The organism is Nocardiopsis nanhaiensis, assembly GCF_054778635.1.
In genome coordinates this window covers 1-23,307 of the sequence record NZ_BAAGZJ010000108.1, presented here as the reverse complement: position 1 = coordinate 23,307, position 23,307 = coordinate 1, and the positions used below count along the sequence as shown (strand labels likewise).

Genomic DNA, 23,307 nt, shown 5'->3' with positions numbered 1-23,307 from the left:
CGCGGCCTGCGGCGCGGGAGGCGGAGCGTCCCATCCCGCGGGCGCCCGCTCGGCCGGTCGCGCAGCGGGTTCGGACCGGCGCGGAGGGACCGGGGTGTTGCCGCCGGCGGGCGCCACCCGGACCTCCACACCGAGGACCTGCTGGATCGCCCCGGCGACCACCTGGTCACTGCCGCTGTTGGTGAAGCCCTTCGCCTCGTTGGGCTTGTTGAAGCGGAGCAGAACGCTGTTGCCCTCGACCCCGACCGGCTGAACGTCACTACCGGTCAGCACCATCCACGTGAACCGGCGCCGCCCCTTGACCGCCTCCAGGATCTGGTGCCAGGCACCCTGGATCCGGCCCAGGTCCAGACCTCCGCCATCCGCGGCGGCCGGAGCTGGCTCGGCGGACGGGACAGCGGGCTCGGGTGTGCTCCCCGACGGCCCGTCCCAACCCGCGGGCCCGTCCCGCTGAGCTGTGGGGCGCGGAGCGGGTTCCGGTGCGCTGGGCCGCGCCGGAGCCGGAGAGGGCTGTGCCGCCGGTTCCGGTTGCGGAGCGGAAGGTGCAGCCGACACCGCCGGGGCGGGGTTCTGCTGCGGAGCCTGTGGTGCCACTGGCGCTGCCGGGGCGGCGGGGGGCGGGGATGCGGCCGGAGCCGGTGCCACGGCACCCGAGGCCAGCCTGCGCTCCATCTGCTCCAGGCGCGCCAGCAGCGCGGTGCCCTGGTCGCCGTCGGTGGCGGGCAGCAGGATCCGCGAACACATGAGTTCCAGCAGAAGCCGCGGCGCGGTCGCACCGCGCATCTCGGTCAGCCCCTGGTTCAAGATCTCCGCGGCGCGGGACAGTTCGGCCGGACCCAGCCGGGCGGCCTGGTCCTTCATCTGCTCGACGGATTCCGGTGAGACGTTCACCAGACCCTTGTCCAGGGCGCCCGGAACAGCGGCGAGCACGACGAGGTCGCGGAAGCGCTCGAGCAGGTCCGTGGTGAAGCGGCGCGGATCGTGCCCGCCCTCGACGATCCGGTCGACGAGGCCGAAGGCTGCGGCACCGTCGCGTGCGCCCATGGCGTCGACCATCTCGCCGAGCAGGCTCGAGTCGGTGTAGCCGAGCAGCGAGACGGCGCCCTCGCGGCTGATCCCGCCCTCGTCCGAACCAGCGATGAGCTGGTCCAGGACCGACAAGGTGTCACGGGCCGAACCCGCGCCGGCGCGCACGACCAGCGGCAGCACGGCGGGATCGTAGGTGACCCCCTCCTCCTTGAGGAGGTCCTCCATGAGCTCCTTGAGGGTGCTCGGCGGAATGAGCCGGAAGGGGTAGTGGTGGGTCCGCGAGCGGATCGTGCCGATGACCTTCTCGGGCTCGGTGGTCGCGAACACGAACTTCAGGTGCGGCGGGGGTTCCTCCACCAGTTTGAGGAGCGCGTTGAAACCCTCGCGGGTCACCATGTGCGCCTCGTCGATGACGTAGATCTTGTACCGCGAGTTGACCGGTGAGAAGAACGCGCGCTCGCGCAGGTCCCGGGCGTCGTCGACACCGCCGTGGGAGGCGGCGTCGATCTCGATCACGTCGATGCTGCCGCCGCCGTCGGGCGCGAGCGCCACACAGGAGTCGCATGCGCCGCAGGGATCCGGCGTGGGCCCCTCGGCACAGTTCAGGGAACGCGCGAGGATGCGCGCGCTGGTGGTCTTGCCACAGCCGCGCGGGCCGCTGAAGAGATAGGCGTGGTTGATGCGTCCGCTGCGCAACGCCTGGCGCAGCGGGTCGGTCACGTGTTCCTGACCGCGCACCTCACCGAACGTCGCGGGACGGTACTTGCGGTACAGCGCGATGCTCACGGTGTGATCACTCCCCTGGTCCCTGCCACGGTCCCATTGAACCCGTTGGCGGTGACAACTCGCGCCGGGATCGGGAAACCGGGAGGGGGCGGATCCGGGGCGAGGTACCCCCAGAAACAAGAAAGGACCCCCCGCGCACCCGCCAGAGCCCACTTATCCTTGCTGCCTTCCGGCCCTGGGGAGGTTCATAGGGTGACGCCGCACGAGGGGTCTGCCCCTGAGTGTATCCGAACCAGAGAGCCCCGCAACCTGTCTCCCCGGAACGGAAAGAAGCTGACCGGACCACGTCGCGACCCGTTCAAACCACTCCCCCAAAGCCTGTAGAGTTGCTCTCGGAGGATTCGCCTAGTGGCCTAGGGCGCACGCTTGGAAAGCGTGTTGGGGGCAACCCCTCAAGGGTTCGAATCCCTTATCCTCCGCGATGGCTCACCAGCCAGAACGAAGGCCCCGACCGGACACCGGTCGGGGCCTTCGTCGTTGGTGGCCTCTGCTCTGGTCTCGTTCGGTCGTTTCCGCGCTGCTTCATCCGACTGAACCCGTTGACGGGGTGGGGCGTCTACTGGATGTCCGGCCCCCACGTGAAAGACCACCCCCATGCCACCCAAGGAGAAACAGCGGATCCGCTACTGGTGGCTCGTCGCGCTCGGTCTCACGCCCGTCCTCCTCTTCGCCTGGTTCCGGGAGGACCTCCTCGTCGAAGAGGACACAGCCCCTTCCTTCGACGGGTGGATGGAGGATGTCGAGGATGCCTGGCCCACACCGCCCCTCCCCGACGGCATGGGCGACTTCGTCACCGAGGCGATGGGACTTTCCTGCGCCAGTGAAGACGCGTGCCACCTGTTGTGGGCGGACAAAGCGGAGCCGGAGTGGGCGGGACAGCCCTACACGGAGAAGGTCGCGCTGGTCGCCCACGTCGACGACGATGGCGGGTTCGCGCAGACGTGGGCCGAGTGGAGCGACCGGGACGGCCCCGGCGAGACCGCGGTCGGCGAGACCTTCCCGCTGGATCCGGACGCGGCGGTGCTGCCGGTCTCTCCGATCGGTTCCGCCTCTGACAAGGTCTGGCTCTTCCCTGAGGGCGCCGAGGAGATCGGGGAGATCCGGCACTCGGAGGCGGACGGCCTGGTCGAGGAGGACCTCGAGCGCATCGAGGGCGACCACTTCGATCGTGTCCGCACCGTCCCCGGCGATCAGTGGTGGGCGCGCGCGATGCCCGCGGGGGTAACACCCCTGATCAGGTACCGGCTCGGCTCGGAGACCGTGTACTCGGTCGGCGGGGAGGCGCGGGTGTGTGTGGACGAGCCGCGCCGCTCCTGCCACACAACGTTCCCGTCGGAGGAGGCCCTGGTCTCCCTGCGGACCATGTGGGACCACCAGAACGATTTCTCCTGGGGAGGGGACGACCGGTTCGAACTGGACGAATCCGTGGACATCGGCCCCGACCTCCACGGAGTTCTCGACGCACCGGTCGGCGAGGGGGCCGGGCACGCCGCACGGATCCGGTGGGAGGGTCCGCACACCGAGGACGAAGCTCCGCAGACCCTGTTGGAAACGTACGCCGTCTACTTCGACGACGGCACTCCGGCGCTCCTCAGCGCCTTGCGCAGGCCGGAGGCGGAAAGCCTGCCCGCCCCAGAGGAGGCCGAGGTTCCGGAGGGGATTACCGGGATAGCCCTCTTCCCCCACCCCGATGAGTCCGGGACCGCTGGGTCCGGGTCCACGGCATGGATACCGATCGCCCTCCACCCCTCGGGGGAGCAACACCTGGTCGCCCCCGCGTTGGCGGAGGCGGGCGGCGACTCAGGGCACACCGTGTACGACCCCTTGGACGACGACCTCCCCGTGGCGTACACCTCCCTGAACGAGGAGGGCCGCCCCCTGGAGTCGGGTTGGCTGAGCGACGGCGAGGTCCGGCCGTGACCGACGGGTCAGAGTGGTGTTCAGGGTCAGTGGCCGCCTTTTGAGTACTCTTCGCTGACACCCAGGAAAGGTGCGGTCTGATGAAGCTGGACGGAAACCTGCGCTACGTCGCCCTCGGGGACAGTCAGACCGAAGGCGTCGGCGATACTGACGGGGTCGGCGGGTACCGCGGGTGGGCGGACCGCTTCGCCGAGCGGCTGGCCGCCACGGGGGCCCGGGTCGACTATGCGAATCTGGCGGTACGCGGCCGCTTGGCCGGCCAGGTCCGCGAGCAGCAGCTCAAGCCGGCCCTGGAGCTGCGCCCGAACGTGGCGACGGTCTTCGCCGGGGTCAACGACCTCATCCGGCCCAAGTACGACGCCGACGCGGTGGTCGGAGAGCTGGAGACGATGTTCGCCGAGCTCACCGGGATCGGTGCGCGGGTGGCCACCCTGACCTTCCCGGACATCGCGCGGATCGCCCCGCTGGCCAAGCCGCTGGCACCGCGCGTGCTGGACTTCAACGAGCGGGTGCGCGAAGCGGCGGAGCGGCACGGAGTCGCGGTGGCCGACACCGCCGCGTACGAGATCGCCACCGACCCGCGCCTGTGGGGAACAGACCGGTTGCACTGCTCACCGGTGGGGCACGACCGGATCTCCGGCTCGGTGGCACACGCGCTCGGCATCCCCGGCAGCGACGAGTCCTGGGCCGCCCCGCTGCCACCTCTGCCCAGGCGGGGTGTGCTGCGGGCCACGGCTGAGGAGGTCCGGTGGCTGGGATCCTTCCTCGGCCCCTGGGTGGTCCGCCGGATCCGGGGCCGCTCCTCCGGTGACGGACGGACCGCCAAGCGGCCCGAATTGCGTCCCGTGGAGCTCTGACACCGGGCGGCCCGCCCCCCGGTCTCTCACCAGGGGCTCCCCTCAACCCATTATGCAACTTGTTGCATAATGGGGAGCGGTCGGCAGGACACCGGCCCAGAGGCACCCCGCGAGGAGACGTCATGAGCGAGTACCCCCACCTTCTTGAACCCTTGGACCTGGGCTTCACCACCCTGAAGAACCGCGTGATCATGGGCTCCATGCACGTCGGCCTGGAGGAGGCTCCACAAGGCTTCGAGAGGATGGCCGCCTTCTACGCCGAGCGCGCCCGCGGCGACGTCGGCCTCATTGTCACCGGCGGCATCGCCCCCAACCCCGAAGGCGCCACGTTCACCGGCAGCGCCAAGCTCACGGACGACGACGAGGTCGCCGAACACCGCCTCATCACCGAAGCCGTACACCGTGAGGGCGGCCGGATCGCCATGCAGATCCTGCACACCGGCCGTTACGCCTTCAGCGAGGAGTCCGTCTCCGCGAGCGCCATCCAAGCGCCGATCAGCCCCTTCGTCCCGCACGAGCTCACCGACGAGCAGATCGAGCGGACCATCGAGGACTTCGCGCGCTGCGCCGAACTCGCCCAGAAGGCCGGGTACGACGGCGTAGAGATCATGGGCTCCGAGGGCTACCTCATCAACCAGTTCATCGCCCCCGCCACCAACAAGCGCGAGGACCGCTGGGGCGGCCCGTTCGACAACCGCGTCCGGCTCCCCTTGGAGATCGTCCACCGCGTCCGCGAGCGCGTCGGCACCGACTTCATCCTCATCTACCGGCTCTCCATGCTCGACCTGGTACCGGACGGCTCCACCTACGACGAGGTCGTCGAGCTCGGTCAGCGGATCGAGACCGCCGGCGCCGACATCATCAACACCGGCATCGGCTGGCACGAGGCCCGCGTGCCCACCATCGCCACCTCCGTCCCGCGCGGCGCCTACACCTGGATCACCCAGCGCCTCAAGAAGGAGCTGACGGTCCCGCTGGTGGCGGTCAACCGGATCAACACCCCCGAGATCGCCGAACAGATCCTCGCCGAGGGCAAGGCCGACATGGTCTCGCTGGCCCGCCCCATGCTCGCCGACGCCGACTTCGTCGCCAAGGCCAAGGCGGGCAAGGCCGAGGAGATCAACACCTGCATCGGCTGCAACCAGGCCTGCCTGGACCACACGTTCAGCCTCAAGATCACGTCCTGCCTGGTCAACCCGCGCGCATGCCACGAGACCGAGCTGGTCCTCTCACCCACCCGCGTCCGCAAGAACGTGGCCGTGGTCGGCGCGGGCCCCGCCGGGCTCGCCTTCTCCGTCTCCGCGGCGGAGGTCGGCCACAACGTCACCCTGTTCGACTCCGCGGCCGAGGTCGGCGGCCAGCTCAACATGGCCCGCCGCGTCCCCGGCAAGGAGGAGTTCAACGAGACCCTCCGCTACTACCGCGTCCAGCTCGCCAAGCACGGCGTCGACGTGCGCCTGAACACCACCGTCGCCGCCACCGATCTCGCCGGCTTCGACGAGGTCGTCATCGCCACCGGCGTCAGCCCGCGCACCCCCGACATCCCGGGTGTCGGCCACCCGAGCGTGGTCAGCTACGTGGACGTGCTGCGCGGCGGCGCCGCGGTCGGTGAGAAGGTCGCGATCATCGGTGCGGGCGGCATCGGCTTCGACGTCGCCGAGTTCCTCACCGACGGCGGTGACGACGCCAGCCAGGACGCCGACACGTTCTTCCGGCTGTGGGGCGTGGACACCGACTACAACGAGCGCGGCGGCCTCGGCGCACCCGACCGCCCCGCCCCGCCGCGGGCGGTTCACCTGCTCCAGCGCAAGACCACCAAGGTCGGCAAGGGCCTGGGCAAGACCACCGGGTGGATCCACCGCCTCGAGCTGCGCCACCGCGGAGTCGACATGGTCGCGGGCGCCGACTACCGACGGATCGACGACGAGGGCCTGCACCTGACCGTGGACGGCGAGGAGCGCGTGCTCGACGTGGACACGGTGGTGGTGTGCGCCGGCCAGGACCCGCGCCGCGACCTGGCCGACGAGCTCACCGGCGCCGGGCGTACTGTGCACTTGATCGGCGGCGCCGACGTGGCCGCCGAGTTGGACGCCAAGCGCGCCATCAAGCAGGGTACGGAGCTCGCCGCCGCCCTGTAGCCCCGCACACTCTTTAGAATGCGCTCATGTCCCTGCCCCACGCGATCCTGACCGCCCTGCTGGAGAAGCCGTCCTCCGGGCTGGAGCTGACCCGGCGGTTCGACCGATCCATCGGGTACTTCTGGTCCGCCACCCACCAGCAGATCTATCGCGAACTGGGCAAGCTGGAGAAGGCGGGGCTCATCCGTGCGCTGCCGACCGGCTCCCCCACCCGGGGCCAGAAGAAGGAGTACGAGGTGCTGGCCTCGGGCCGGGAGGAGCTGGAGCGCTGGGTGGGCGACCCCGAGGACCCGCGCGACATCCGCGACCCCCTGCTGCTGCGCCTGCGCGCGACGGGCGTCGTAGGTGTCGGTGACGGCCTGGTCGACGAACTGCGCCGCCACCGCGAACTGCACGCCGCCCGGTTGGCCGAGTACCGCGAGTTCCAGCGGCGCGATGCGGCACGCGGATACGGGACCGAACGGGACCGGGTCCAGGGCCTGGTCCTCCAGGGCGGCATCGACATGGAGCTCTTCTGGGTGAACTGGCTGGACAAGGCGGTCGACGGCCTCACCGGGCCGGAGGGGTCCGAACCCGCTCGCTGAGTCCGCGCACGCGGGTTCCGCACGCGGTCGCACCCAGACCTCCGGGGTTCCGCGGCTCGGAACTCCAGGGGTCCGAGCGCACAAAAAACCGCCCCCGGCGACTGCCGGGGGCGGCTGGTGGCGGTGGAGGAGGGATTCGAACCCTCGAAGGGTTGCCCCTTACCCGCTTTCGAGGCGGGCGCCATCGGCCACTAGGCGACTCCACCGAGAGGAACTCTACCGGATACGGCGCAGTGCAAAAAACCGGATCAGTAGATCCGAGCACATTTCCGCGATGCCCTCACCGATCAGGTCGGGTGGAACAACTTCGGGACGGTGGTTCTGCCGGGGGTCCCTGACGAGGTCCCACATCGAACCCGCCGCTCCGGCCTTGGCATCGCGCGCCCCGTACACGAGGCGGTCCACTCGAGAGAGGACCGTGGCGCCCGCACACATCACGCAGGGCTCCAGCGTGACCACGAGGGTGCAGCCGGACAGGCGCCACTCCCCGTAGGCCTCAGCCGCCGCACGCAGGGCCAGCACCTCAGCGTGCCCGGTCGGGTCGCCGGCGGCCTCGCGCTCGTTGTGCCCGCGGCCGAGGACGGCGCCGTCCGGCCCGAGAACAACGGCGCCCACGGGTACGTCGCCGGCCTCCAGGGCGAGTTCCGCCTCGGCCAGGGCGGCACTCATCGCTTCGTCGACAGCCCTCCGGTCGAACTCGGGCAGGTCCGCCACCCGGTCACAGCCTCATGGCATCGAGGATGTCGGCGAAGCCGGAGCGTTCGGCCACCACCGCGAGGACGTCACTGGGCAGGACACCGCCGCCCGCCGACAGCGAGCGCAGTTCGTCCTCGGCCACCCCGAGGTCGGCCAAGAGGACACCGTCACCGTCCGGTCTGGGGTCGGGGCGGGATCCGGCGCTTTCGGTCGGCATAGGGGCACCGAGCCCGCCGGCCTCGGACAGCACGCCGGCCAACGGGTGGTCGTGTACGACCCGGCCGTCGGAGAGGTAGACGCGGGGATCCGAGTCGTACGTGTCCACCCGGACAAAGGCGAACCACTCGTCATCAGCCTCGACGAGCAGCAGGGTCAGGTCGCTGTCCCAGTCCGCCGAGAAGTCCAGCATGAGGTCGGTGATGTCGTCGATGACCTCCACGTCACCGAGATCGACCTCTGTTCCCCGCCACGTCTTCCCGTTGGGAGCGAAGACAGCTGCGAAGGTCGACACCGCTTGCCCTCCTGTTTCTCCTGGTGGTTTTCCAGGCGATCCCTACCCCATCGCGTCAAGTACACGCTGGAAGGACTGGGCGAATCCCAGCCGTTCGGACACACTCGCGAGCACCTCGTCCGGATAGAGGTCGAGGTCGCCCGCCAGAGCTCCCAGTTCCATCTCGTCCAGACCCAAGTCGGAGACGACCGACAGGTCACCCGCGGGCAGGACCTGGTCGAGATCGTCGTCGTCCGGCAGGTCGATATCCAGGTAGTCCAGAACGTCTCGAGCGACCTGCCAGTCGACGGAGGCGGTCACATCGGACAGGAAGAGGGTGACCTCCTCGCCGTATACCCGGACGATGATGAAGAAATCGTCGCCGACCGATACCAGGCCGAGGGAACCGCTGATGCTCGGCTGCTGGCGGAGGGCGTGGATCAGCCCCTTGAGGTCGTGTGTCAGCGCCACGGGGAGGAGGTCGACTTCCCAGTACTCCTCTTCCCTGTACGCGACGGCAGCGAAGTCACCCGAGTCGTCGTCACCATGATCGAGCACTGTCATCGTCACCCCAACCCGGACGGTGTGTCGGTGCGGCCGAGTGGAGCCCGGCCCGCCCGTGCGAGTGCCATGGTAGCGATCACTCTCACCCTGCCTTCGCCGCTCGTCCGCCGTAGATCGGACCTAACGTTCTCATGAGAGGCCGGTCTCCCGCTCCCCCGTGGGCGATCCCGTGCCGCACAGTTCCGCACCCCGCGGCGCCGCGCCGCAGAAAGTGCCGGTGGAGCGACGCGGGAGGGCCCTGGTACGGGTGATACGCGCGGTTAGACTCGGGCAGGCCCTTCCCCTCATCAACAGTCCCGTTATCCCAGCTCACCCGGAGAACGTTTTGGAAACCCTGGTCGTCGACCACCCCTTGGTCGCGCACAAACTGACCACCCTGCGCGACGTGGGGACCGACTCACCGACCTTCCGACGGCTGACCGACGAGCTGGTCACCCTGCTCGCCTATGAGGCGACACGGGACGTTCGCGTGACAGAGGTCACTATCGAGACCCCGCTCGTAGAGACCACCGGAAGCCAGCTCACGCGTCCGACCCCGCTCGTCGTACCGATCCTGCGCGCCGGCCTCGGCATGCTCGACGGTATGACCCGCCTCCTGCCCACGGCCGAGGTCGGATTCCTCGGCATGGCACGCGACGAGACGACCCTCCAGCCCGCCACCTACGCGGACCGCCTCCCCCAGGACCTCTCCGGCCGCCAGTGCTACGTGCTGGACCCGATGCTGGCCACCGGCGGCACCCTGGCCGCGGCGCTGAAGCTGCTCGTCGAGCGCGGCGCCGACCACATCACCGCGATCTGCCTCCTTGCCGCGCCCGAAGGACTGACCGCCGTGGAGCGGATCCTGGCCGATTCCCTGCCCACCGACCACGGGGCCACGCTGAGCGTCGTCACCGCCGCGGTGGACGAACGCCTGAACGAGAGCGGCTTCATCCTCCCGGGGCTGGGTGACGCGGGCGACCGTCTGTACGGCTGCTCCTAGCCCACGCACCGCCCTCACACCGAGAGGTTGAGCGCCCACCCGGATCACCGGTTGGGCGCTTTTTCGGTTCTTTTGGGGACGGAGTGAATGAACGCCCGAAAATCGGGCATTGGTCCCCTAGCGACCACAGCTACCCGCCCGTAACCCCAGGTCGAGCCCGCTTGACCGACCTCCGAGGCGACACGGCATTGCATTAGCCGAATTCATTTCGAGATTGGAACGTAACAGATTAGAGTGATCATGGTTCCTGACCACCCGTAACCGGGCAGACCCGCCAGACCGAAACCACCCCACAAGGGGCTCAGCCCAGTGATAGCCGTACGTCGCCGCCGGTTTCCGGCGGGGCACTCCGGCAACCCTCGAGTAGCTACACAAAGCCCCCGGACGCACACAGAACGTACTGTTCCGCCCTCCGCTGCCCTAAGGAGTGAAATGCCCGAGAACCCCTCCCCCTCGACGACCCAGGCCCCCCGCGAGGCCCATTTCAGCCCAGTCGTGAATCGCCTGGCTTCGGAGTTCTCCGGCGTACACCACTCCTCCACCGTCTCCCGGTGCGTGGACGCCGCCAAGCACGGCGCCCAGGACGTGACGGGGCGGGCCACCCCGGAACTCGTGGAGCGCATCGCCCGCCAACACCTCCAAGTCCTGGCCCTGGCCTTCGCGGAACAGCGCTGACCCCACCAGCCCCCGTTTCGGACACGCACTTCCGCGCACTTCGGAAGGTGAAGAACCGGGAGTCCCGCCCCCACACTCGGGAAAGCCCGGATCTCCTCTGCAGGACCCAGCGGCCGGATCCCGCGCGGGTGCACCGCCTCGAAGCGGCACCCTCACCCTCCCGCACCACCCTGACCTGCACCTGAGCGGAAACACTTTCCGGACTACCATTCACGGGGTTAGCAACACCGCCGGAACCGGACACAGTCCGCAAGCGTCGAACGTCCGACATACCGCCACGCCGAGGGTGTGCCCCTGGCTTTACGGGCATGATGGTCGATGGAACAATCACTGCTGGGTTGGTGGGTCAGGTGGATTCCAAGGGGAGCCAGTCGTGGCGAAGTTGAAGAAATGGGTCGGCTACGCACTCATCGCTTTTGTGGCGTTTTATCTGCTCACGCAGCCGGAAAGCGCCGCCGGGGTCATCCAGAGCATCCTGGATCTGCTGGTGGATGGTGCGGAGTCGATGTCCCGATTCGTCAACGCGCTGCTGCCATAGGCGGATAGGTCGGGTGTCATGAGGCTCGTAGCTTCGAGTAACGCGGCTCCAGCGTCAGTCAACCGGTACCTCCTGCCGCACGAGCAGGACGTCGTGACCATCCGTCGGCATCCCGCGGTCCTCATCGGCCCGGTCGCCGCGGTGCTGGCCGCACTGGTCGTCGCCGGAATCCTGAGCAGGACGATCGGTACCGGCGCCAACGGCAACGCGACGCTGGCCGTCATCTGGTGGCTCTGGCTGCTCGTGCTGGTGTGGTTCGTCTGGCGGGTCGCGGAGTGGTCCGTCGACTATTTCGTGATCACCTCGGCACGGTTGTTGTTGACCACGGGATTGATCACCCGCCAGGTGAACATGATGCCGCTGGGCAAGGTCACCGACATGCGGTTCGAGCGCACTCTGCTCGGCCGCTTCCTCGGCTACGGGACCTTCGTCATGGAGTCCGCGGGTCAGGACCAAGCACTCAGCAAGATCAACTTCATTCCCTACCCCGAGCAGCTCTACCTCGAGGTCGTGGGACTGATCTTCAAGGAGTAGGCGTGCTGGCCGACCGGTCGACGCCGTTCCCAGAGCACCCGTCCAAGTGACGGGTGCTCCTTCGTTTTCCAGGGCCTGTGGTCGGCCGGGCTCCTTGATCTCCCAGGCCCACGGCGCACGGGTCGGACCCTCCGTGACCTGGACCGACCCTGGTTCCCACTCTGTTCACCTTCCGTTCACCTTGAAAGCGCGCCAGCCCCCGCAGCCCGGCAGAACACGGCCGACACGGCGAAAGTGAATTGACTCCAAGGTGAACGTGGGGTTAACTTAGTCCATCTGCTAAGAGAACGAGGAGGGCTCCATGGCACGAAGGACCGACCGCGCGCCGCACCTCACTCGCTCCACGACCACCCCTCGGCGCACTCGATCCGCTGCCGCGAGCCGCCGCCTGTCCGGCCTGGCTCCGGAGCCCACGCAGGTCCCCCTGCCTCGCGAGGACGCCGACGCGACACCCTCGGAGCACCCGATCATGCACTGGGTCCTGGTCACCGACGAGATGGGCCGCACCCGGCCCGAGGCGCGCTGGCTCTAGACAGCCCCGCCCAACACAGCCCCGAAGGGCCGTTCGCACCGTGCGGGCGGCCCTTCGCCGTGTCGACCCCCCGGCCCGCGAAAGTGGCCGCGGTGGTGGCGACCCAGAGCCCCGTCATCGCTATGTCGACAAATCGGCAAGGCAATAAATGTCAATCCGGCTGTCCTTATATGGGAAGCAATGCCGCGACTGAGAGTGATGCCGGTCTCATTCGGGCACCATTGACGTGGAAAACAACGAGACGTATCGTCTTGCCTATGAGGCTCTACTTTTTCCTGTAGTCCGCACCGGACGCCCACGTTCCGAGCACGCGCACGTGCTGCCCAGCCTAAACTCCGGCAGAGGCGCGCTACTCCGTCGGCGTCACCACACCGCGGTCTCGTCAGGTCAGCCTCGTGCACTCCCCTCGATTTCGGACACTGGCACGTCTCTGTGCGCACGCCCGAATCCTGACCGGCTCTCCTGCGTCGACCAGCGGCCCCGAACGAACACCCCGCAGACCAGGAGGCCGCCTTGCTCAGAGCACGACTTCGCCAACACTCCCAACTCGTCCTCACCGAGGTCAGCAAGCGGTGCGACGACCACACGGTCCTCGACCGCGTCGATCTCACCATCAGCCCCGGCGAACGCGTGGGCGTCATCGGGGACAACGGATCCGGTAAGAGCACACTCCTACGCCTCCTCGCCGGGGAGGAGGTACCCGACAACGGCGAGCTCACCGTCCGTACTCGTGACGGGGTCGGCTACCTGCCGCAGACCTTGGAACAGGTGTCCGGCGGGGTGCTGACCGGCACGGTCGGCGACGCGATCGACGAAGCACTCCGGACCCTACGCGAACTGGAAGCGCGCCTCCGTACGGCCGAGGCCGGGCTCGGTGAAGCCACGGCAGAGCAACTCGACGCCTATGGCGACCTTCTCGCCGAGTTCGAGGCGCGCGACGGCTACAACGCCGACGCCCGTGTAAGCGCTGGCCTGCACGGACTGGGGCTTCCAGACCTGGAGCGGGACCGTCCGCTGCGGACACTGTCCGGCGGAGAGCGTTCGCGGCTGGCACTGGCCGCGATGCTCGCGGCATCGCCCGAGCTCCTGCTGTTGGACGAGCCCACCAACGACCTGGACGACCGCGCGGTCACCTGGTTGGAGGGACGCCTCCGTCGGCACCGGGGCACCGTCGTCGCCGTCACACACGACCGGGCCTTCCTCGCTGGGGTGACCGACACCGTACTGGAGGTGGACCGGGAGACCCGGCGGATCACACGCTACGGCAACGGATACGACGGCTTCCTCGCCGCCAAGGCGGCGGCACGGGCACGCTGGGTCCGCGAATACGAGGGCTGGAAGCTGGACCTGGCCCGACACCGCAGGCTTGCCGAAAACAATGTGGCCGCTATGGAGGCGATCCCGCGCAAGATGGCCAAGGCGGCCTTCGGGCACGGCGCGTTCAAGATGCGCGGGGCCAACCACGGTGCCATGGGCCGGGTCCGCAACGCCAAGGAGAGGATGCGCAGACTCAACGAGAACCCGGTGGCCCCACCCCCGGTGCCCCTGCAGATGACCGCCGAGTTCACCGGTCCCCGTTCGGAGGTCGACCCGGAACCGGTGGTGGAACTGGAGCGGGTCCGGGTCGAGCACAGGCTGGACGTGCCCGAGCTGGCCGTGGACCCGGGCGAGAGGGTTCTGGTCACCGGCCCGAACGGGGCAGGCAAGACCACCCTGCTGCGGGTCATGGCAGAGGACCTGGCCCCGGACTCGGGGAGGGCCATCCGCACCGGTTCCGGACGGACCGGTTTTCTCCGCCAGGAGAACGCCGCCGCACCCGCGGGGCAGACCGTGCTCCAGGCCTACGCGGCCGGACGTCCCGGCCCCTCCGAGGAGTACCGGGACCGGCTCGCGGCTACCGGCCTGTTCCGGTTGCGCGAACTCGACCAGGCCGTGGCCTCGCTGTCCGTGGGCCAACGACGCAGGATCGAGGTGGCCCGACTGGCCTCGGGCGCTTACGACCTCCTGCTGTTGGACGAGCCAGGCAACCACCTCTCCCCCGGTCTGGTGGAGGAGCTGGAGGAAGCGCTGTCCCGCTACGAAGGCGCCGTGGTCCTGGTGACACACGACCGGATGGCGCGTGACCGCTTCGTCGGCCGCCGCCTGGAACTACGCGAGGGAACGGTGGTCGGTGACAGGTCGTGATGTCGACGTATCTCTTTGTCGACTTTTCGGCTGGCCCATAAGTCGACTTATGTATTGACCGATATAACGGGGTGTGATCTTCACTGTCACACCCCGTACTCAAGACTCCGCCGAACCACGCAGAGGAGCTGGGCCTAGCCGGGCGCCATGTCGACGAATCGACTGTAGTGGCCCTGGAAGGCGACGGTCACGTCGGCGGTCGGGCCGTTACGGTGCTTGGCCACGATGATGTCCGCCTCGCCCGCGCGCGGCGACTCCTTGTCGTGGACGTCCTCGCGGTAGAGCAGGATGACCATATCCGCATCTTGTTCGATAGAGCCCGATTCGCGAAGATCAGATACTTGCGGGCGTTTGTCGGTGCGCTGTTCGGGACCACGGTTCAGCTGGGACAGCGCCACCACGGGCACTTCCAGCTCCTTGGCGAGGAGCTTGAGCGAACGCGACATCTCGGAGACCTCCTGCTGGCGGCTCTCCACCCGGCCGGGTGAGCTCATCAGCTGGAGGTAGTCGACGATCACGAGCTTGAGGTCGTGCTGCTGCTTGAGGCGGCGGCACTTGGCCCGGATCTCCATCATCGACATGTTCGGTGAGTCGTCGATGAACAGCGGTGCACTGGCCACCTCGCCCATCCGTCTGGCCAGCCGCGCCCAGTCCTCGTCGGTCATCAGGCCGGAGCGCATGGTGTGCAGCGGAACGCGCGCCTCGGCCGAGAGCAGGCGCATGACGATCTCGTTGCGCCCCATCTCCAGGCTGAAGAAGACGGATGTCATCTCGTTCTTGATAGACGCGGCACGCGCGAAATCCAGGGCCAGCGTGGACTTCCCCACGGCCGGCCTCGCGGCGATGATCACCATCTGGCCGGGGTGGAGGCCGTTCGTCAGCGCGTCGAAATCAGCGAAGCCCGTCGGCACACCGGTCATGCTGCCGTCGTTGGCGCCGATGGCCTCGATCTCGTCCAAGGCACCGGGCATGATGTCACCGAGGACCACGTAGTCCTCGCCTGTGCGCTTCTCCGCGACCTTGTAGATCTCCGCCTGCGCGTGGTCGACGAGGTCGTCCACCTCGCCATCACCCACGTAACCGACCTGGGCGATGCGGGTACCGACCTCGACCAGGCGGCGCAGGACGGCGCGGTCCGAGACGATCTTGGCGTAGTAGCCCGCGTTGGCCGCTGTGGGGATCGCCTCGGTGAGGGTGTGCAGGTACGGTGCCCCGCCGACCCGGGTGGCCTCGCCCCGCTTGGTCAGCTCCGCGTTGACGGAGATGGCGTCGACGGGCTCGCCCCTGGAGAAGAGGTCGACGACGCTCTCGTAGATGATCTGGTGCGCCGGACGGTAGAAGTCCGCGGAGCGGATGATCTCGACGACCTGGGTGATGGCGTCCTTGGACAGCAGCATGCCGCCGAGGACGCTCTGTTCGGCCTGGATGTCATGGGGTGGGGTGCGCTCGTATCCGCCTTGTTCAGGTGGTTGCTCAGCGACACTCACGTATTACTCCCCACACCGGCCGCGTGTGCGACCCGGGCCGGGCCGCCCTCCCAGGATGCCCCATCCCGGACGCGGAGGGCGCCGTCCGACAGACCTGTGGACAAGTCCTTACCATCGCATCCGGGACCCCGCAGGGCATTGCACACACAGGTTGTGCACATCTCCTGTGGATAACTTTCCCGACGAGTGACAATATCCCCCTTGAACTGCGAAAACACCGGTGAATACCGGGGCGTGCAAGATGTCTCACAGGGAGGCTTTCCACAGGTTATCCACAGGCTTCCCAGTCCTTGTGGATAACCCCACACCGCCCCTCGAACGCCTGTCCGGTAATGTGGCTCCGTCATGGCCACACTCCTCTCGGCAGCCCCCTTCCGGCACCGCCACGACCGCGAGATCTTCGCCCTCGCGATCCCCACGTTCTTCGCGCTGATCGCCGAACCGCTCTTCCTGCTCACCGACTCCGCGATCGTCGGCAGCCTCGGCACACAGGCACTCGGCGGGCTCGGGGTCGCCGGTCAGGTCCTGCTGACCCTGGCTGCGGTGTGCATCTTCCTCGCCTACGGGACCACCGCCGCCGTGGCCCGCAAGTTCGGCGCGGGCGACATTCCCGGCGGCATGCGGGACGGGGTACACGGCCTCTGGCTCGCCCTCCTGCTCGGAGTGGCAGCGATCGGGATCGGCTGGCCGCTGGGCCCGTGGATGATCGACCTCCTGGGCGCCTCCCCCGAAGTCGCGCCCTACGCCCTCACCTACCTGCGGATCAGTCTGCTGAGCACACCGTTCCTCCTGGTCGTCATGGCTGGAACCGGGGTGCTCCGCGGGCTCCAGGACGCCCGGACCCCGCTCGTGGTCGCGGTCGCCTCCTACATCGGCAACGCGGTGCTGTGCGCGGCCTTCGTGTTCGTCTTCGACTGGGGCATCGCCGGTTCGGCCTGGTCGACGGTGCTCGCCCAGGGCGCGGGCGCGTTCTGGTACCTGGCGACCATCGCCCGGTCGGCTCGGCGCGAAGGGGTGTCCCTCCTGCCGACCGCCGCCGGCCTCCGGACCTCCGCGTCGGCCGGGTTCGCCCTGTTCCTGCGCAGCGTGTCGATGCGGGTGGTCGCGCTGGTGACGACGGCGGTCGCGGCCAGGCTCGGCGATGACTCGATCGCCGCGCACCAGGTCAGTTACAACATCTGGGCACTGATGGTCTTCGCGATGGACGCCATCGCCATCGCCGGGCAGTCGATCGTCGGGCGCTACCTGGGCTCCGGCGACGTGCGCGGCACGAAGGACGCCACGCGGCGCATGGTCGAGTGGGGCGTGATGTCGGGGGTCGTGTTCACGGTCCTGGTTTTGCTCGTACTGCCCTGGGCGCACATCCCGTTCACGTCCGACCCGCACGTGGCCGTACTCATCATGGCCTCCCTCGTCGTGGTGGCGCTCATGCAGCCGCTCAGCGGGGTCACGATGGTGCTCGACGGCGTCCTCATGGGCGCCGGGGACCAGCGTTACCTCGCGTGGGCCTCGCTGTGGACGATGCTCGTCTTCCTGCCCTGCGCCCTCGTCATCCCCCAGCTGGCGTCCTCCGACCTGTGGGGGCTCGTGGGGCTGTGGATCGCCTTCTCAGTCTGGATCCTGGCCCGCGCCGTCACCCTCGGTCTGCGGGCACGGGGCGATGCCTGGCTGGTCACCGGAGCGACCCGGCCCTAGGATCCGGCGGGAACCCTGAGAGCACGCAGGTGGGGACGACGGGTGGCGCAGGGAGCGGGACACACGGAAAACCGCCCCTGCGGCGGGCGGCAGGGGCGGTTGTGGTCCCGGCTGTCAGGGGGACGTGTCGAGGTCCCCGACGGTGGGGCCGTGGTAGAAGGTCGCGACCCGCTCCGCCTCCGGGACGTCCGGGAAGTTCGGCAGCTGGTCCAAGCTCAGGTCCTCCCCCACGACCCGGCTAAGGTGGCTGAGCTGCTCCCGGAGCCGGCTCCCGACGTCGTCGCGCAGCTTCGGCAGCATCGCGTAGAGCTCGTCACCCGGGCATGCGGTGGCGTTGTAGTCGCGGTGGCCCACGATCGCGTCCTGCGGGTCCAGCTGGTAGACGAGGCACAGCCAGCTGCAGGTGTCCACCAGTGCCGAAACCAGGCTTCCGGGCGGGGCCGCCGACGAGTAGGTGCCCTCGTTCTCGATCCCGATGGTGTGCGAGTTGTGGTCCGCGGTGTGCGCTCCGAGCGCATGCCCGCCGCCCTGGATCGCCTTGAGGGACTGGTCACGCCCCTCCATGATGTGCCCGCCGCGGCTGATAGTCAGCTGCTGTCCGGTATCGTTCCACCCGTTGCTGTCCATGTGATAGCTCTGAATGGATCTCGACAGGCTGGCGGCGTGACTGGTCGACGTGTCGGACACGTTCGCGGTCGCGGTGTGATGGATGACGATGTGGGTCGGCGCTTCGGCCAGCACCTCGATCGATCCCCGGGGCGAGCGCGCACCCCAGTCCGACCGGGTGTAGACCTTGGGCATCGCGGCCGCGGAAGCCGGTCCCACCGCCGAAACCCCCATCGTGCTACCGAGAAGCACTCCCCCGGCGGCCAAGGCCGCTCCTCGCAGCATGGTCCTGCGGTCCACCGCCAGCGGGTGGTTGGTTTCGGGTCGTCTCTCAACGGCCATCGGTATGCTGTCCTCTCCGTGCGGAGCATCGCGGGACGCGACGCAACACAGAGAACACGATAGGTTACATAGAGTGTTCAACCGGTGCTTTTCACATTTTCCGCGTGTTCGGACCCGCGTTGCCCGGAACGCAGAGAACCCCGCCCCTGGCGAAGAGGGACGGGGTCCGAGACCGGAACGGTCAGGTCAAGGGATGATCCCTAGACGCCGACGATGTCCAGCTTGATCGTCGCGGCGACCTCAGGGTGCAGGCGGACCTGGACCTTGTGGTCACCGACGGACTTGATCGGGTTCTTGATCTCGATCCGGCGCTTGTCCAGCTCGGGACCGCCGGTGGCCTTGACGGCCTCGACGATGTCCGCGGGCGTGACCGAACCGAACAGACGACCACCCTGACCAGCGCGCTGCTTGAGGCGCACGTTCAGCGCACCGACCCGGCCGGCGACCTGCTGGGCCTCGTCCAGGCTGCGGATGTCACGCGCCTTGCGGGCACGCTGGATCAGGTCGATCTGCTTCTGACCGCCACGGGTCCACCGGATGGCGAACCCACGCGGCAGCAGGTAGTTGCGGCCGTAACCGTTCTTCACCTCGACGACGTCGCCGGGGGCTCCGAGACCGTTGACCTCGTGGGTCAAAATCAGCTTCACGACAAAAACCTCCCTCGGATATCGACGCTAGCGAGCGGTGCTGGTGTAGGGCAGCAGGGCCACCTCGCGCGCGTTCTTGATCGCAGTCGCGACGTCGCGCTGGTGCTGGGTGCAGTTGCCGGTCACCCGACGGGCGCGGATCTTGCCGCGCTCGGAGATGAACTTACGGAGAAGCGTGGTGTCCTTGTAGTCGATGTAGGACTGCTTCTCCTGGCAGAAGAGGCAAACCTTCTTCTTGGGCTTGCGCGCTGCCGGCTTAGCCATCGTGGTGCTCCTTCGCAAGAGCCCCGGGGTCTTCCCGGGGATGGGCTGGGACATGTGAGTACTGGCTCGGCGCCCCTGGACGCCGGGCCGGGTGTTACGCGGGGTGGACGCCGGTTAGAACGGCGGCTCGTCGGAGAAGCCTCCGCCGCCGCCACCGAAACCGCCGCCACCGCCGTTGGTCGACCACGGGTCGTCGGCCGGGGGACCGCTGCGGCCGCCCTGGCCGCCCTGGCCGCCCTGGCCGCCCTGCGGGCCGCCGAAGCCGCCACCCTGGTTCCCGTAGCCGCCGCCCTGGGGCTGGCCACCACCGAAACCGCCACCCTGCTGACCGCCGAAGCCGCCACCCTGGCGCTGCGTCTTCGTCACCTTGGCGGTGGCGCTGCGCAGAGCCGGGCCGACCTCTTCGGCGTCGATCTCGTAGACGGTCCGCTTCTCACCCTCACGGGTCTCGAAGGACCGCTGCTTCAGGCGGCCCTGCACGATGACGCGCATGCCGCGCTGGAGGCTCTCGGCCACGTTCTCCGCGTACTGCCGCCAGACGGTGCAGGTGAGGAACATGGACTCGCCGTCCTTCCACTCACCTGCCTGGCGGTCGAAGGTGCGGGGCGTCGAGGCCACACGGAAGTTGGCGACCGCGGCTCCACTGGGCGTGAAGCGCAGCTCAGGGTCGTCGACGAGGTTGCCGACGAGCGTGATCTGGGTTTCGCCTGCCATGGATCGGCTCCGGTTCGAGATAGTTCGGATCAGGCGGTTTCGCCTGCTCCCCGCATCATCCACGCCCCTAGAGACAGAACAGTCCTGGGGCCGAAAACGGAAGGTGCGGGGTCAGGGGGTCAGGGCACCGAGGTGCCTAGTGAACCTCGGGACGCAGAACCTTGGTGCGGAGCACGGCCTCGGCGATGCCGAGCTGCCGGTCGAGCTCCTTGACCGTCTCGGGCTTGGCGGTCAGGTCGATGACCGCGTAGATGCCCTCGGAGTTCTTCTCGATGTCGTAGGCAAGACGACGCTTGCCCCAGATCTCCGTCTTCTCGACCGAGCCGCCGTCGTTGCGGACGACACCGAGGAAGTTCTCCAGCGACGGGGCGACCGTGCGCTCGTCGAGGTTCGGGTCGAGGATGACCATGATTTCGTAACGACGCATAGGCGTACGTTCCTCCTCTGGACTGTTGCGGCCATGGAATCTCCATGGCAGGAGGGCAGGAGCCCGGGGTTTCGCCGCCCCGGCCGGGCTGGGGCGCACCGCTCGGGCTCTGAGCCATACGGGAGCCAAGGTTACCAGCAGCGGAACACCGCCGAGGCGGTTTGTGGAGTACCCGACCAGCGTTCCCGCACAACGGAGCACGTCGCCCGGGAACGGGAACGCGTCGCCCGGGAACGGCGGAGGGCCGGCGCCGGAGGGTTCACCTCCGCGCACCGGCCCCCGCCACAGCTACCGACCGATCATTCCCTCGGCCTGATCAGACTGTTGTTGCGCTCGTTGTCCGGGCCCGGGAGCCAGGGCCCCTCGTCGTCTTCGTCATCGTCCTCTTCGCACTCCGGATGCCCGGGATCGATCTCACAGTCCACCTCTTCCTGACCGTCGTCCTCCTCACAGGTCGGGTCAAGCGGGTGACACTCTTCCGGGTCCGGCTCCAGCTCGCAGTCGGGTTCACGCGGGTCGCAGTCCGGCTGGGTCGGCTCCTCGCTGGGCTCCTCGGTCGGAACCTCCTCAGGCTCCTCGGTCGGGGTCGCCGTCGGCGTCGGCATGAAGCTCTCGTCCTGGCCCACCCACGCGGGTTCCGGGAACGACTGCGGATCCTCGCCCTCCATGGCGATCTCCATGAACTCCTTCCACACCTTGGCCGACGTGGTGCCACCGAAGATCTCGCCCGCGTTGGCGTCGAACTCCAGTGGATCACCGCTACGGCGGCTGATCCCCACTGAGGTGGACAGCTGTGGTGTGTATCCGACGAACCATGCCGAAACAGCGTCGGAGGAGGTACCGGTCTTACCGGCCACGTCCCGGCCGTCGTTGAGGGCCGCTTCGCTCGCTCCGCCCTCGACGACCGCCTGCTGCATGGCGTAGGTGGAGTCCGCGGCGACGTCGTTGGGGACGACCTCGGTACCGCTTTCCAGCTCGTCCTGGTCGTTCGGCGTACGGACGTTGCCCTCGCCGTCGACGACCTCGGTCACCATGTGCGCGGGGAAGTGGCGCCCCTCTGCGGCGAAGGTGGCGTAACTGCTGGCCATGTCCAGGGCGTTGACCTGGTGGGTGCCCAACGCGACAAGCGGCCCCAGAGTGGAGGTCTCCTGGCGGGCCGGGTCGACACCCATATCCACCGCGAGCTCGTCCACTCGGGACTCCCCGACCCGGATGGCCAGGTCCACGAAGCTCGTGTTCACCGAGTCCGCAGTGGAGTCGATCAGGTCGACCTCGCCGTAGTCGACGTCACCGGAGTTGTTCACCGGGCTCTGCAGCCCGGGGAACTCGCGCCCGTTGTCACCGTCGAGCACGGTGCGCAGCCCGATCTCGTCCATGAGCGCGCGGGCGAGGACGTAGGGCTTATAGGCCGAACCCGCCTGGGTCTGGTGGACCAGAGAGTTGTTCTCCACCTCGGCGACGTTCGGGCCTCCGTTGAACGCGACGATCTGGCCCGTGTCCGGGTCCACCGCAGTCAGGCCCTTCATCGTGTCCTCGGCCTCACCCGGGGGCAGGATGTCGAAGGCGTCGGTCGCGGCGTTCATCAGGTCCTCGTCGAGCGAGGTCTTGATGACGTACCCCTCGGTGGCCAGTGCGCCGCCGTCGATCTCGTAGCGCTCAGTGACCTCTTCGAGCACGGCCTGCCGCACGTAGCCCAGCCTCGGGTCGCCCTCGGTCTCCTCGGGGTTGTACTCGACGGTCTCGGGGATCTCCAGCGCGTCGGCCTCGGCTTGGGGCAGGCCCCGTTCCCCGTCGGTCTCCTCGTGCATCTGCGCGAGCTGGCCCTGGAGGTAGGGCCAGCGCTCCTCGTTGAGGTACGTCTCGGTCCAGGAGCCTTCGGCGGGGTTCTCGAAGTTGCTGGGCATCTGGATGACCAGGCCGAGGTAGGCGCCCTCCGCGTGGTCCAGCTCGCTCACGCTCTTGTCGAAGTACTCCTGCGCCGCCATCTCGATACCCGAGGCACCGCGGCCGAAGTAGATCGTGTTGAGGTACATCGTGAGGATCTCGTCGTGGTCGAGCTGCTGGTCCAGCTTGATCGCGATGAAGATCTCGCGGATCTTGCGGGTCAGCGGCTCCTCGCCCTCGAGGTCGCTGTAGTAGTTGCGGGCCATCTGCTGGGTGATGGTGGAACCGCCGCCGGCGTCACCCCGGGAGAGGATCGCCCGGCCGATACCCATGAGGTTGATGCCGCGGTCCTCGTAGAAGGTGCGCTGCTCCGCACCGAGGACGCCGTCGACGACCTCCTCGGGGATGTCCTCCCGCTCGACAGAGACCCGCTGGACCTCACCGGTGGTGATCGCGAGGTCTTCCTCGCCCTCTTCGCCGGCCCACATGATCTGGGTCGCCGAAGCGGTCTGCTCCGCGTTCGTCGTCAGGTCGCCCTGGTCGGGCGCCATGGCGTACAGCACCGCGAAGGCGGCCACGCCGCCGATGAACATCAGCCCGCAGAACGCCAGTGCGGGCTTCCAGGCCTTGGACAGGAAGCGCTTGAACCAGGGGCGGTCGTCGGGCTCGTCCGCGCGGGGACGGCGGCGGCCACCGCCGCGGCCGCCGGAACCCCGGCCTCCGGCCCCGTGGGCG

At 68.3% G+C, this 23,307-nt stretch carries 22 protein-coding genes, 2 tRNA genes and 1 other RNA gene; 12 read left to right on the top strand and 13 right to left on the bottom strand.

Features of this window, described 5'->3' with window-relative positions:
- Both ACYVD1_RS31650 and ffs read right to left on the bottom strand, forming a co-directional pair.
- On the bottom strand, positions 1 to 1,815 hold a 1,815-nt coding region (locus ACYVD1_RS31650; protein ID WP_460778141.1), incomplete at its 3' end, for a DNA polymerase III subunit gamma and tau.
- A 119-nt stretch (positions 1,816 to 1,934) separates the two neighbouring features.
- Positions 1,935 to 2,030: signal recognition particle sRNA small type (ffs, locus tag ACYVD1_RS31645), an RNA gene on the bottom strand.
- Between the two features lie 119 nt (positions 2,031 to 2,149).
- Between ffs and ACYVD1_RS31640 the strand changes: the two genes are divergently transcribed.
- The 5 genes from ACYVD1_RS31640 to ACYVD1_RS31620 all read left to right on the top strand — a co-directional run bounded on the left by ACYVD1_RS31640 (position 2,150) and on the right by ACYVD1_RS31620 (position 7,314).
- A tRNA-Ser gene (locus ACYVD1_RS31640) sits at positions 2,150 to 2,234 on the top strand.
- A 175-nt stretch (positions 2,235 to 2,409) separates the two neighbouring features.
- Positions 2,410 to 3,735, top strand: a complete 1,326-nt coding sequence (locus ACYVD1_RS31635; RefSeq protein WP_460757254.1) for a hypothetical protein — start codon at positions 2,410 to 2,412, stop codon at positions 3,733 to 3,735.
- A gap of 80 nt (positions 3,736 to 3,815) precedes the next feature.
- Complete coding sequence (locus ACYVD1_RS31630; RefSeq protein WP_460757257.1) at positions 3,816 to 4,592, top strand: SGNH/GDSL hydrolase family protein; 777 nt, start codon at positions 3,816 to 3,818, stop codon at positions 4,590 to 4,592.
- Between the two features lie 122 nt (positions 4,593 to 4,714).
- A complete protein-coding gene (locus tag ACYVD1_RS31625; protein WP_460757260.1) occupies positions 4,715 to 6,730 on the top strand; it encodes an oxidoreductase in 2,016 nt (671 codons plus the stop codon).
- 26 nt (positions 6,731 to 6,756) lie between these two features.
- On the top strand, positions 6,757 to 7,314 hold the full coding sequence (locus ACYVD1_RS31620; RefSeq protein ID WP_460757264.1) for a PadR family transcriptional regulator: 558 nt from the start codon (positions 6,757 to 6,759) through the stop codon (positions 7,312 to 7,314).
- Between the two features lie 118 nt (positions 7,315 to 7,432).
- On the opposite strand, the gene ACYVD1_RS31615 is transcribed toward ACYVD1_RS31620, so the two are convergent.
- From ACYVD1_RS31615 to ACYVD1_RS31600, 4 genes are all read right to left on the bottom strand, one after another.
- Positions 7,433 to 7,520, bottom strand: a tRNA-Ser gene (locus tag ACYVD1_RS31615).
- Positions 7,521 to 7,530: 10 nt separating this feature from the next.
- Entirely contained in the window at positions 7,531 to 7,983 is a 453-nt protein-coding gene (locus ACYVD1_RS31610) for a nucleoside deaminase (RefSeq protein ID WP_460757478.1), read from the bottom strand.
- Between the two features lie 49 nt (positions 7,984 to 8,032).
- Positions 8,033 to 8,521, bottom strand: a complete 489-nt coding sequence (locus tag ACYVD1_RS31605) for a tRNA adenosine deaminase-associated protein (RefSeq protein ID WP_460757269.1) — start codon at positions 8,519 to 8,521, stop codon at positions 8,033 to 8,035.
- A 42-nt stretch (positions 8,522 to 8,563) separates the two neighbouring features.
- Complete coding sequence (locus ACYVD1_RS31600; protein WP_460778140.1) at positions 8,564 to 9,064, bottom strand: tRNA adenosine deaminase-associated protein; 501 nt, start codon at positions 9,062 to 9,064, stop codon at positions 8,564 to 8,566.
- Positions 9,065 to 9,389: 325 nt separating this feature from the next.
- Here ACYVD1_RS31600 and upp point away from each other — a divergent pair, with 325 nt between their 5' ends.
- The 6 genes from upp (at position 9,390) to abc-f (ending at position 14,506) form a co-directional block, all read left to right on the top strand.
- On the top strand, positions 9,390 to 10,043 hold the full coding sequence (gene upp / locus ACYVD1_RS31595; RefSeq protein ID WP_460757276.1) for a uracil phosphoribosyltransferase: 654 nt from the start codon (positions 9,390 to 9,392) through the stop codon (positions 10,041 to 10,043).
- Between the two features lie 432 nt (positions 10,044 to 10,475).
- The gene (locus ACYVD1_RS31590) at positions 10,476 to 10,718 is read left to right on the top strand and encodes a hypothetical protein (protein WP_460757280.1); all 243 of its coding nucleotides are present in this window, start codon (positions 10,476 to 10,478) and stop codon (positions 10,716 to 10,718) included.
- A 373-nt stretch (positions 10,719 to 11,091) separates the two neighbouring features.
- Positions 11,092 to 11,256: a hypothetical protein gene (locus tag ACYVD1_RS31585; RefSeq protein ID WP_460757285.1), complete on the top strand. Its 165-nt coding sequence runs from the start codon at positions 11,092 to 11,094 to the stop codon at positions 11,254 to 11,256.
- 18 nt (positions 11,257 to 11,274) lie between these two features.
- Positions 11,275 to 11,790: a PH domain-containing protein gene (locus ACYVD1_RS31580; RefSeq protein ID WP_460757289.1), complete on the top strand. Its 516-nt coding sequence runs from the start codon at positions 11,275 to 11,277 to the stop codon at positions 11,788 to 11,790.
- A 301-nt stretch (positions 11,791 to 12,091) separates the two neighbouring features.
- Positions 12,092 to 12,322 carry a hypothetical protein gene (locus ACYVD1_RS31575; RefSeq protein WP_460757294.1) on the top strand — a complete coding sequence of 77 codons (231 nt, stop codon included), beginning with the start codon at positions 12,092 to 12,094 and terminating at the stop codon, positions 12,320 to 12,322.
- 513 nt (positions 12,323 to 12,835) lie between these two features.
- Positions 12,836 to 14,506: a ribosomal protection-like ABC-F family protein gene (abc-f, locus tag ACYVD1_RS31570; protein WP_460778139.1), complete on the top strand. Its 1,671-nt coding sequence runs from the start codon at positions 12,836 to 12,838 to the stop codon at positions 14,504 to 14,506.
- 134 nt (positions 14,507 to 14,640) lie between these two features.
- On the opposite strand, the gene dnaB is transcribed toward abc-f, so the two are convergent.
- A complete protein-coding gene (gene dnaB / locus ACYVD1_RS31565) occupies positions 14,641 to 15,993 on the bottom strand; it encodes a replicative DNA helicase (RefSeq protein ID WP_460778138.1) in 1,353 nt (450 codons plus the stop codon).
- Between the two features lie 345 nt (positions 15,994 to 16,338).
- On the opposite strand from dnaB, the gene ACYVD1_RS31560 reads away from it, so the two are divergent.
- Positions 16,339 to 17,688, top strand: coding sequence for an MATE family efflux transporter (locus ACYVD1_RS31560; protein WP_460778137.1), 1,350 nt, complete (start codon positions 16,339 to 16,341; stop codon positions 17,686 to 17,688).
- Between the two features lie 114 nt (positions 17,689 to 17,802).
- Here the strand turns inward: ACYVD1_RS31560 and ACYVD1_RS31555 are convergent, their stop codons facing one another.
- From ACYVD1_RS31555 to ACYVD1_RS31530, 6 genes are all read right to left on the bottom strand, one after another.
- Positions 17,803 to 18,636, bottom strand: a complete 834-nt coding sequence (locus ACYVD1_RS31555) for a peptidoglycan recognition protein family protein (RefSeq protein ID WP_460778136.1) — start codon at positions 18,634 to 18,636, stop codon at positions 17,803 to 17,805.
- Positions 18,637 to 18,836: 200 nt separating this feature from the next.
- Complete coding sequence (gene rplI / locus ACYVD1_RS31550) at positions 18,837 to 19,283, bottom strand: 50S ribosomal protein L9 (protein WP_460778135.1); 447 nt, start codon at positions 19,281 to 19,283, stop codon at positions 18,837 to 18,839.
- Positions 19,284 to 19,310: 27 nt separating this feature from the next.
- On the bottom strand, positions 19,311 to 19,547 hold the full coding sequence (rpsR, locus tag ACYVD1_RS31545) for a 30S ribosomal protein S18 (protein ID WP_013155832.1): 237 nt from the start codon (positions 19,545 to 19,547) through the stop codon (positions 19,311 to 19,313).
- Positions 19,548 to 19,661: 114 nt separating this feature from the next.
- The gene (locus ACYVD1_RS31540) at positions 19,662 to 20,261 is read right to left on the bottom strand and encodes a single-stranded DNA-binding protein (protein WP_460757313.1); all 600 of its coding nucleotides are present in this window, start codon (positions 20,259 to 20,261) and stop codon (positions 19,662 to 19,664) included.
- A 136-nt stretch (positions 20,262 to 20,397) separates the two neighbouring features.
- Positions 20,398 to 20,688 (bottom strand): 30S ribosomal protein S6, encoded by a 291-nt coding sequence (rpsF, locus tag ACYVD1_RS31535; protein WP_460757317.1) that lies wholly within the window; start codon positions 20,686 to 20,688, stop codon positions 20,398 to 20,400.
- A 299-nt stretch (positions 20,689 to 20,987) separates the two neighbouring features.
- Positions 20,988 to 23,307, bottom strand: a 2,320-nt coding sequence (locus tag ACYVD1_RS31530) for a transglycosylase domain-containing protein (RefSeq protein WP_460778134.1), incomplete at its 5' end; no start/stop codon positions are given.

Excerpts from the sequence above, each read along its gene's own strand:
- ACYVD1_RS31635 (WP_460757254.1), top strand. The coding sequence starts at position 2,410 with ATGCCACCCAAGGAGAAACAGCGGATCCGCTACTGGTGGCTCGTCGCG.
- ACYVD1_RS31630 (WP_460757257.1), top strand. The coding sequence starts at position 3,816 with ATGAAGCTGGACGGAAACCTGCGCTACGTCGCCCTCGGGGACAGTCAG.
- ACYVD1_RS31625 (WP_460757260.1), top strand. The coding sequence starts at position 4,715 with ATGAGCGAGTACCCCCACCTTCTTGAACCCTTGGACCTGGGCTTCACC.
- ACYVD1_RS31620 (WP_460757264.1), top strand. The coding sequence starts at position 6,757 with ATGTCCCTGCCCCACGCGATCCTGACCGCCCTGCTGGAGAAGCCGTCC.
- ACYVD1_RS31610 (WP_460757478.1), bottom strand. The coding sequence starts at position 7,983 with ATGAGTGCCGCCCTGGCCGAGGCGGAACTCGCCCTGGAGGCCGGCGAC.
- ACYVD1_RS31600 (WP_460778140.1), bottom strand. The coding sequence starts at position 9,064 with ATGACAGTGCTCGATCATGGTGACGACGACTCGGGTGACTTCGCTGCC.
- ACYVD1_RS31590 (WP_460757280.1), top strand. The coding sequence starts at position 10,476 with ATGCCCGAGAACCCCTCCCCCTCGACGACCCAGGCCCCCCGCGAGGCC.
- ACYVD1_RS31580 (WP_460757289.1), top strand. The coding sequence starts at position 11,275 with ATGAGGCTCGTAGCTTCGAGTAACGCGGCTCCAGCGTCAGTCAACCGG.
- ACYVD1_RS31575 (WP_460757294.1), top strand. The coding sequence starts at position 12,092 with ATGGCACGAAGGACCGACCGCGCGCCGCACCTCACTCGCTCCACGACC.
- ACYVD1_RS31560 (WP_460778137.1), top strand. The coding sequence starts at position 16,339 with ATGGCCACACTCCTCTCGGCAGCCCCCTTCCGGCACCGCCACGACCGC.
- ACYVD1_RS31555 (WP_460778136.1), bottom strand. The coding sequence starts at position 18,636 with ATGGCCGTTGAGAGACGACCCGAAACCAACCACCCGCTGGCGGTGGAC.
- rpsR (WP_013155832.1), bottom strand. The coding sequence starts at position 19,547 with ATGGCTAAGCCGGCAGCGCGCAAGCCCAAGAAGAAGGTTTGCCTCTTC.
- ACYVD1_RS31540 (WP_460757313.1), bottom strand. The coding sequence starts at position 20,261 with ATGGCAGGCGAAACCCAGATCACGCTCGTCGGCAACCTCGTCGACGAC.
- rpsF (WP_460757317.1), bottom strand. The coding sequence starts at position 20,688 with ATGCGTCGTTACGAAATCATGGTCATCCTCGACCCGAACCTCGACGAG.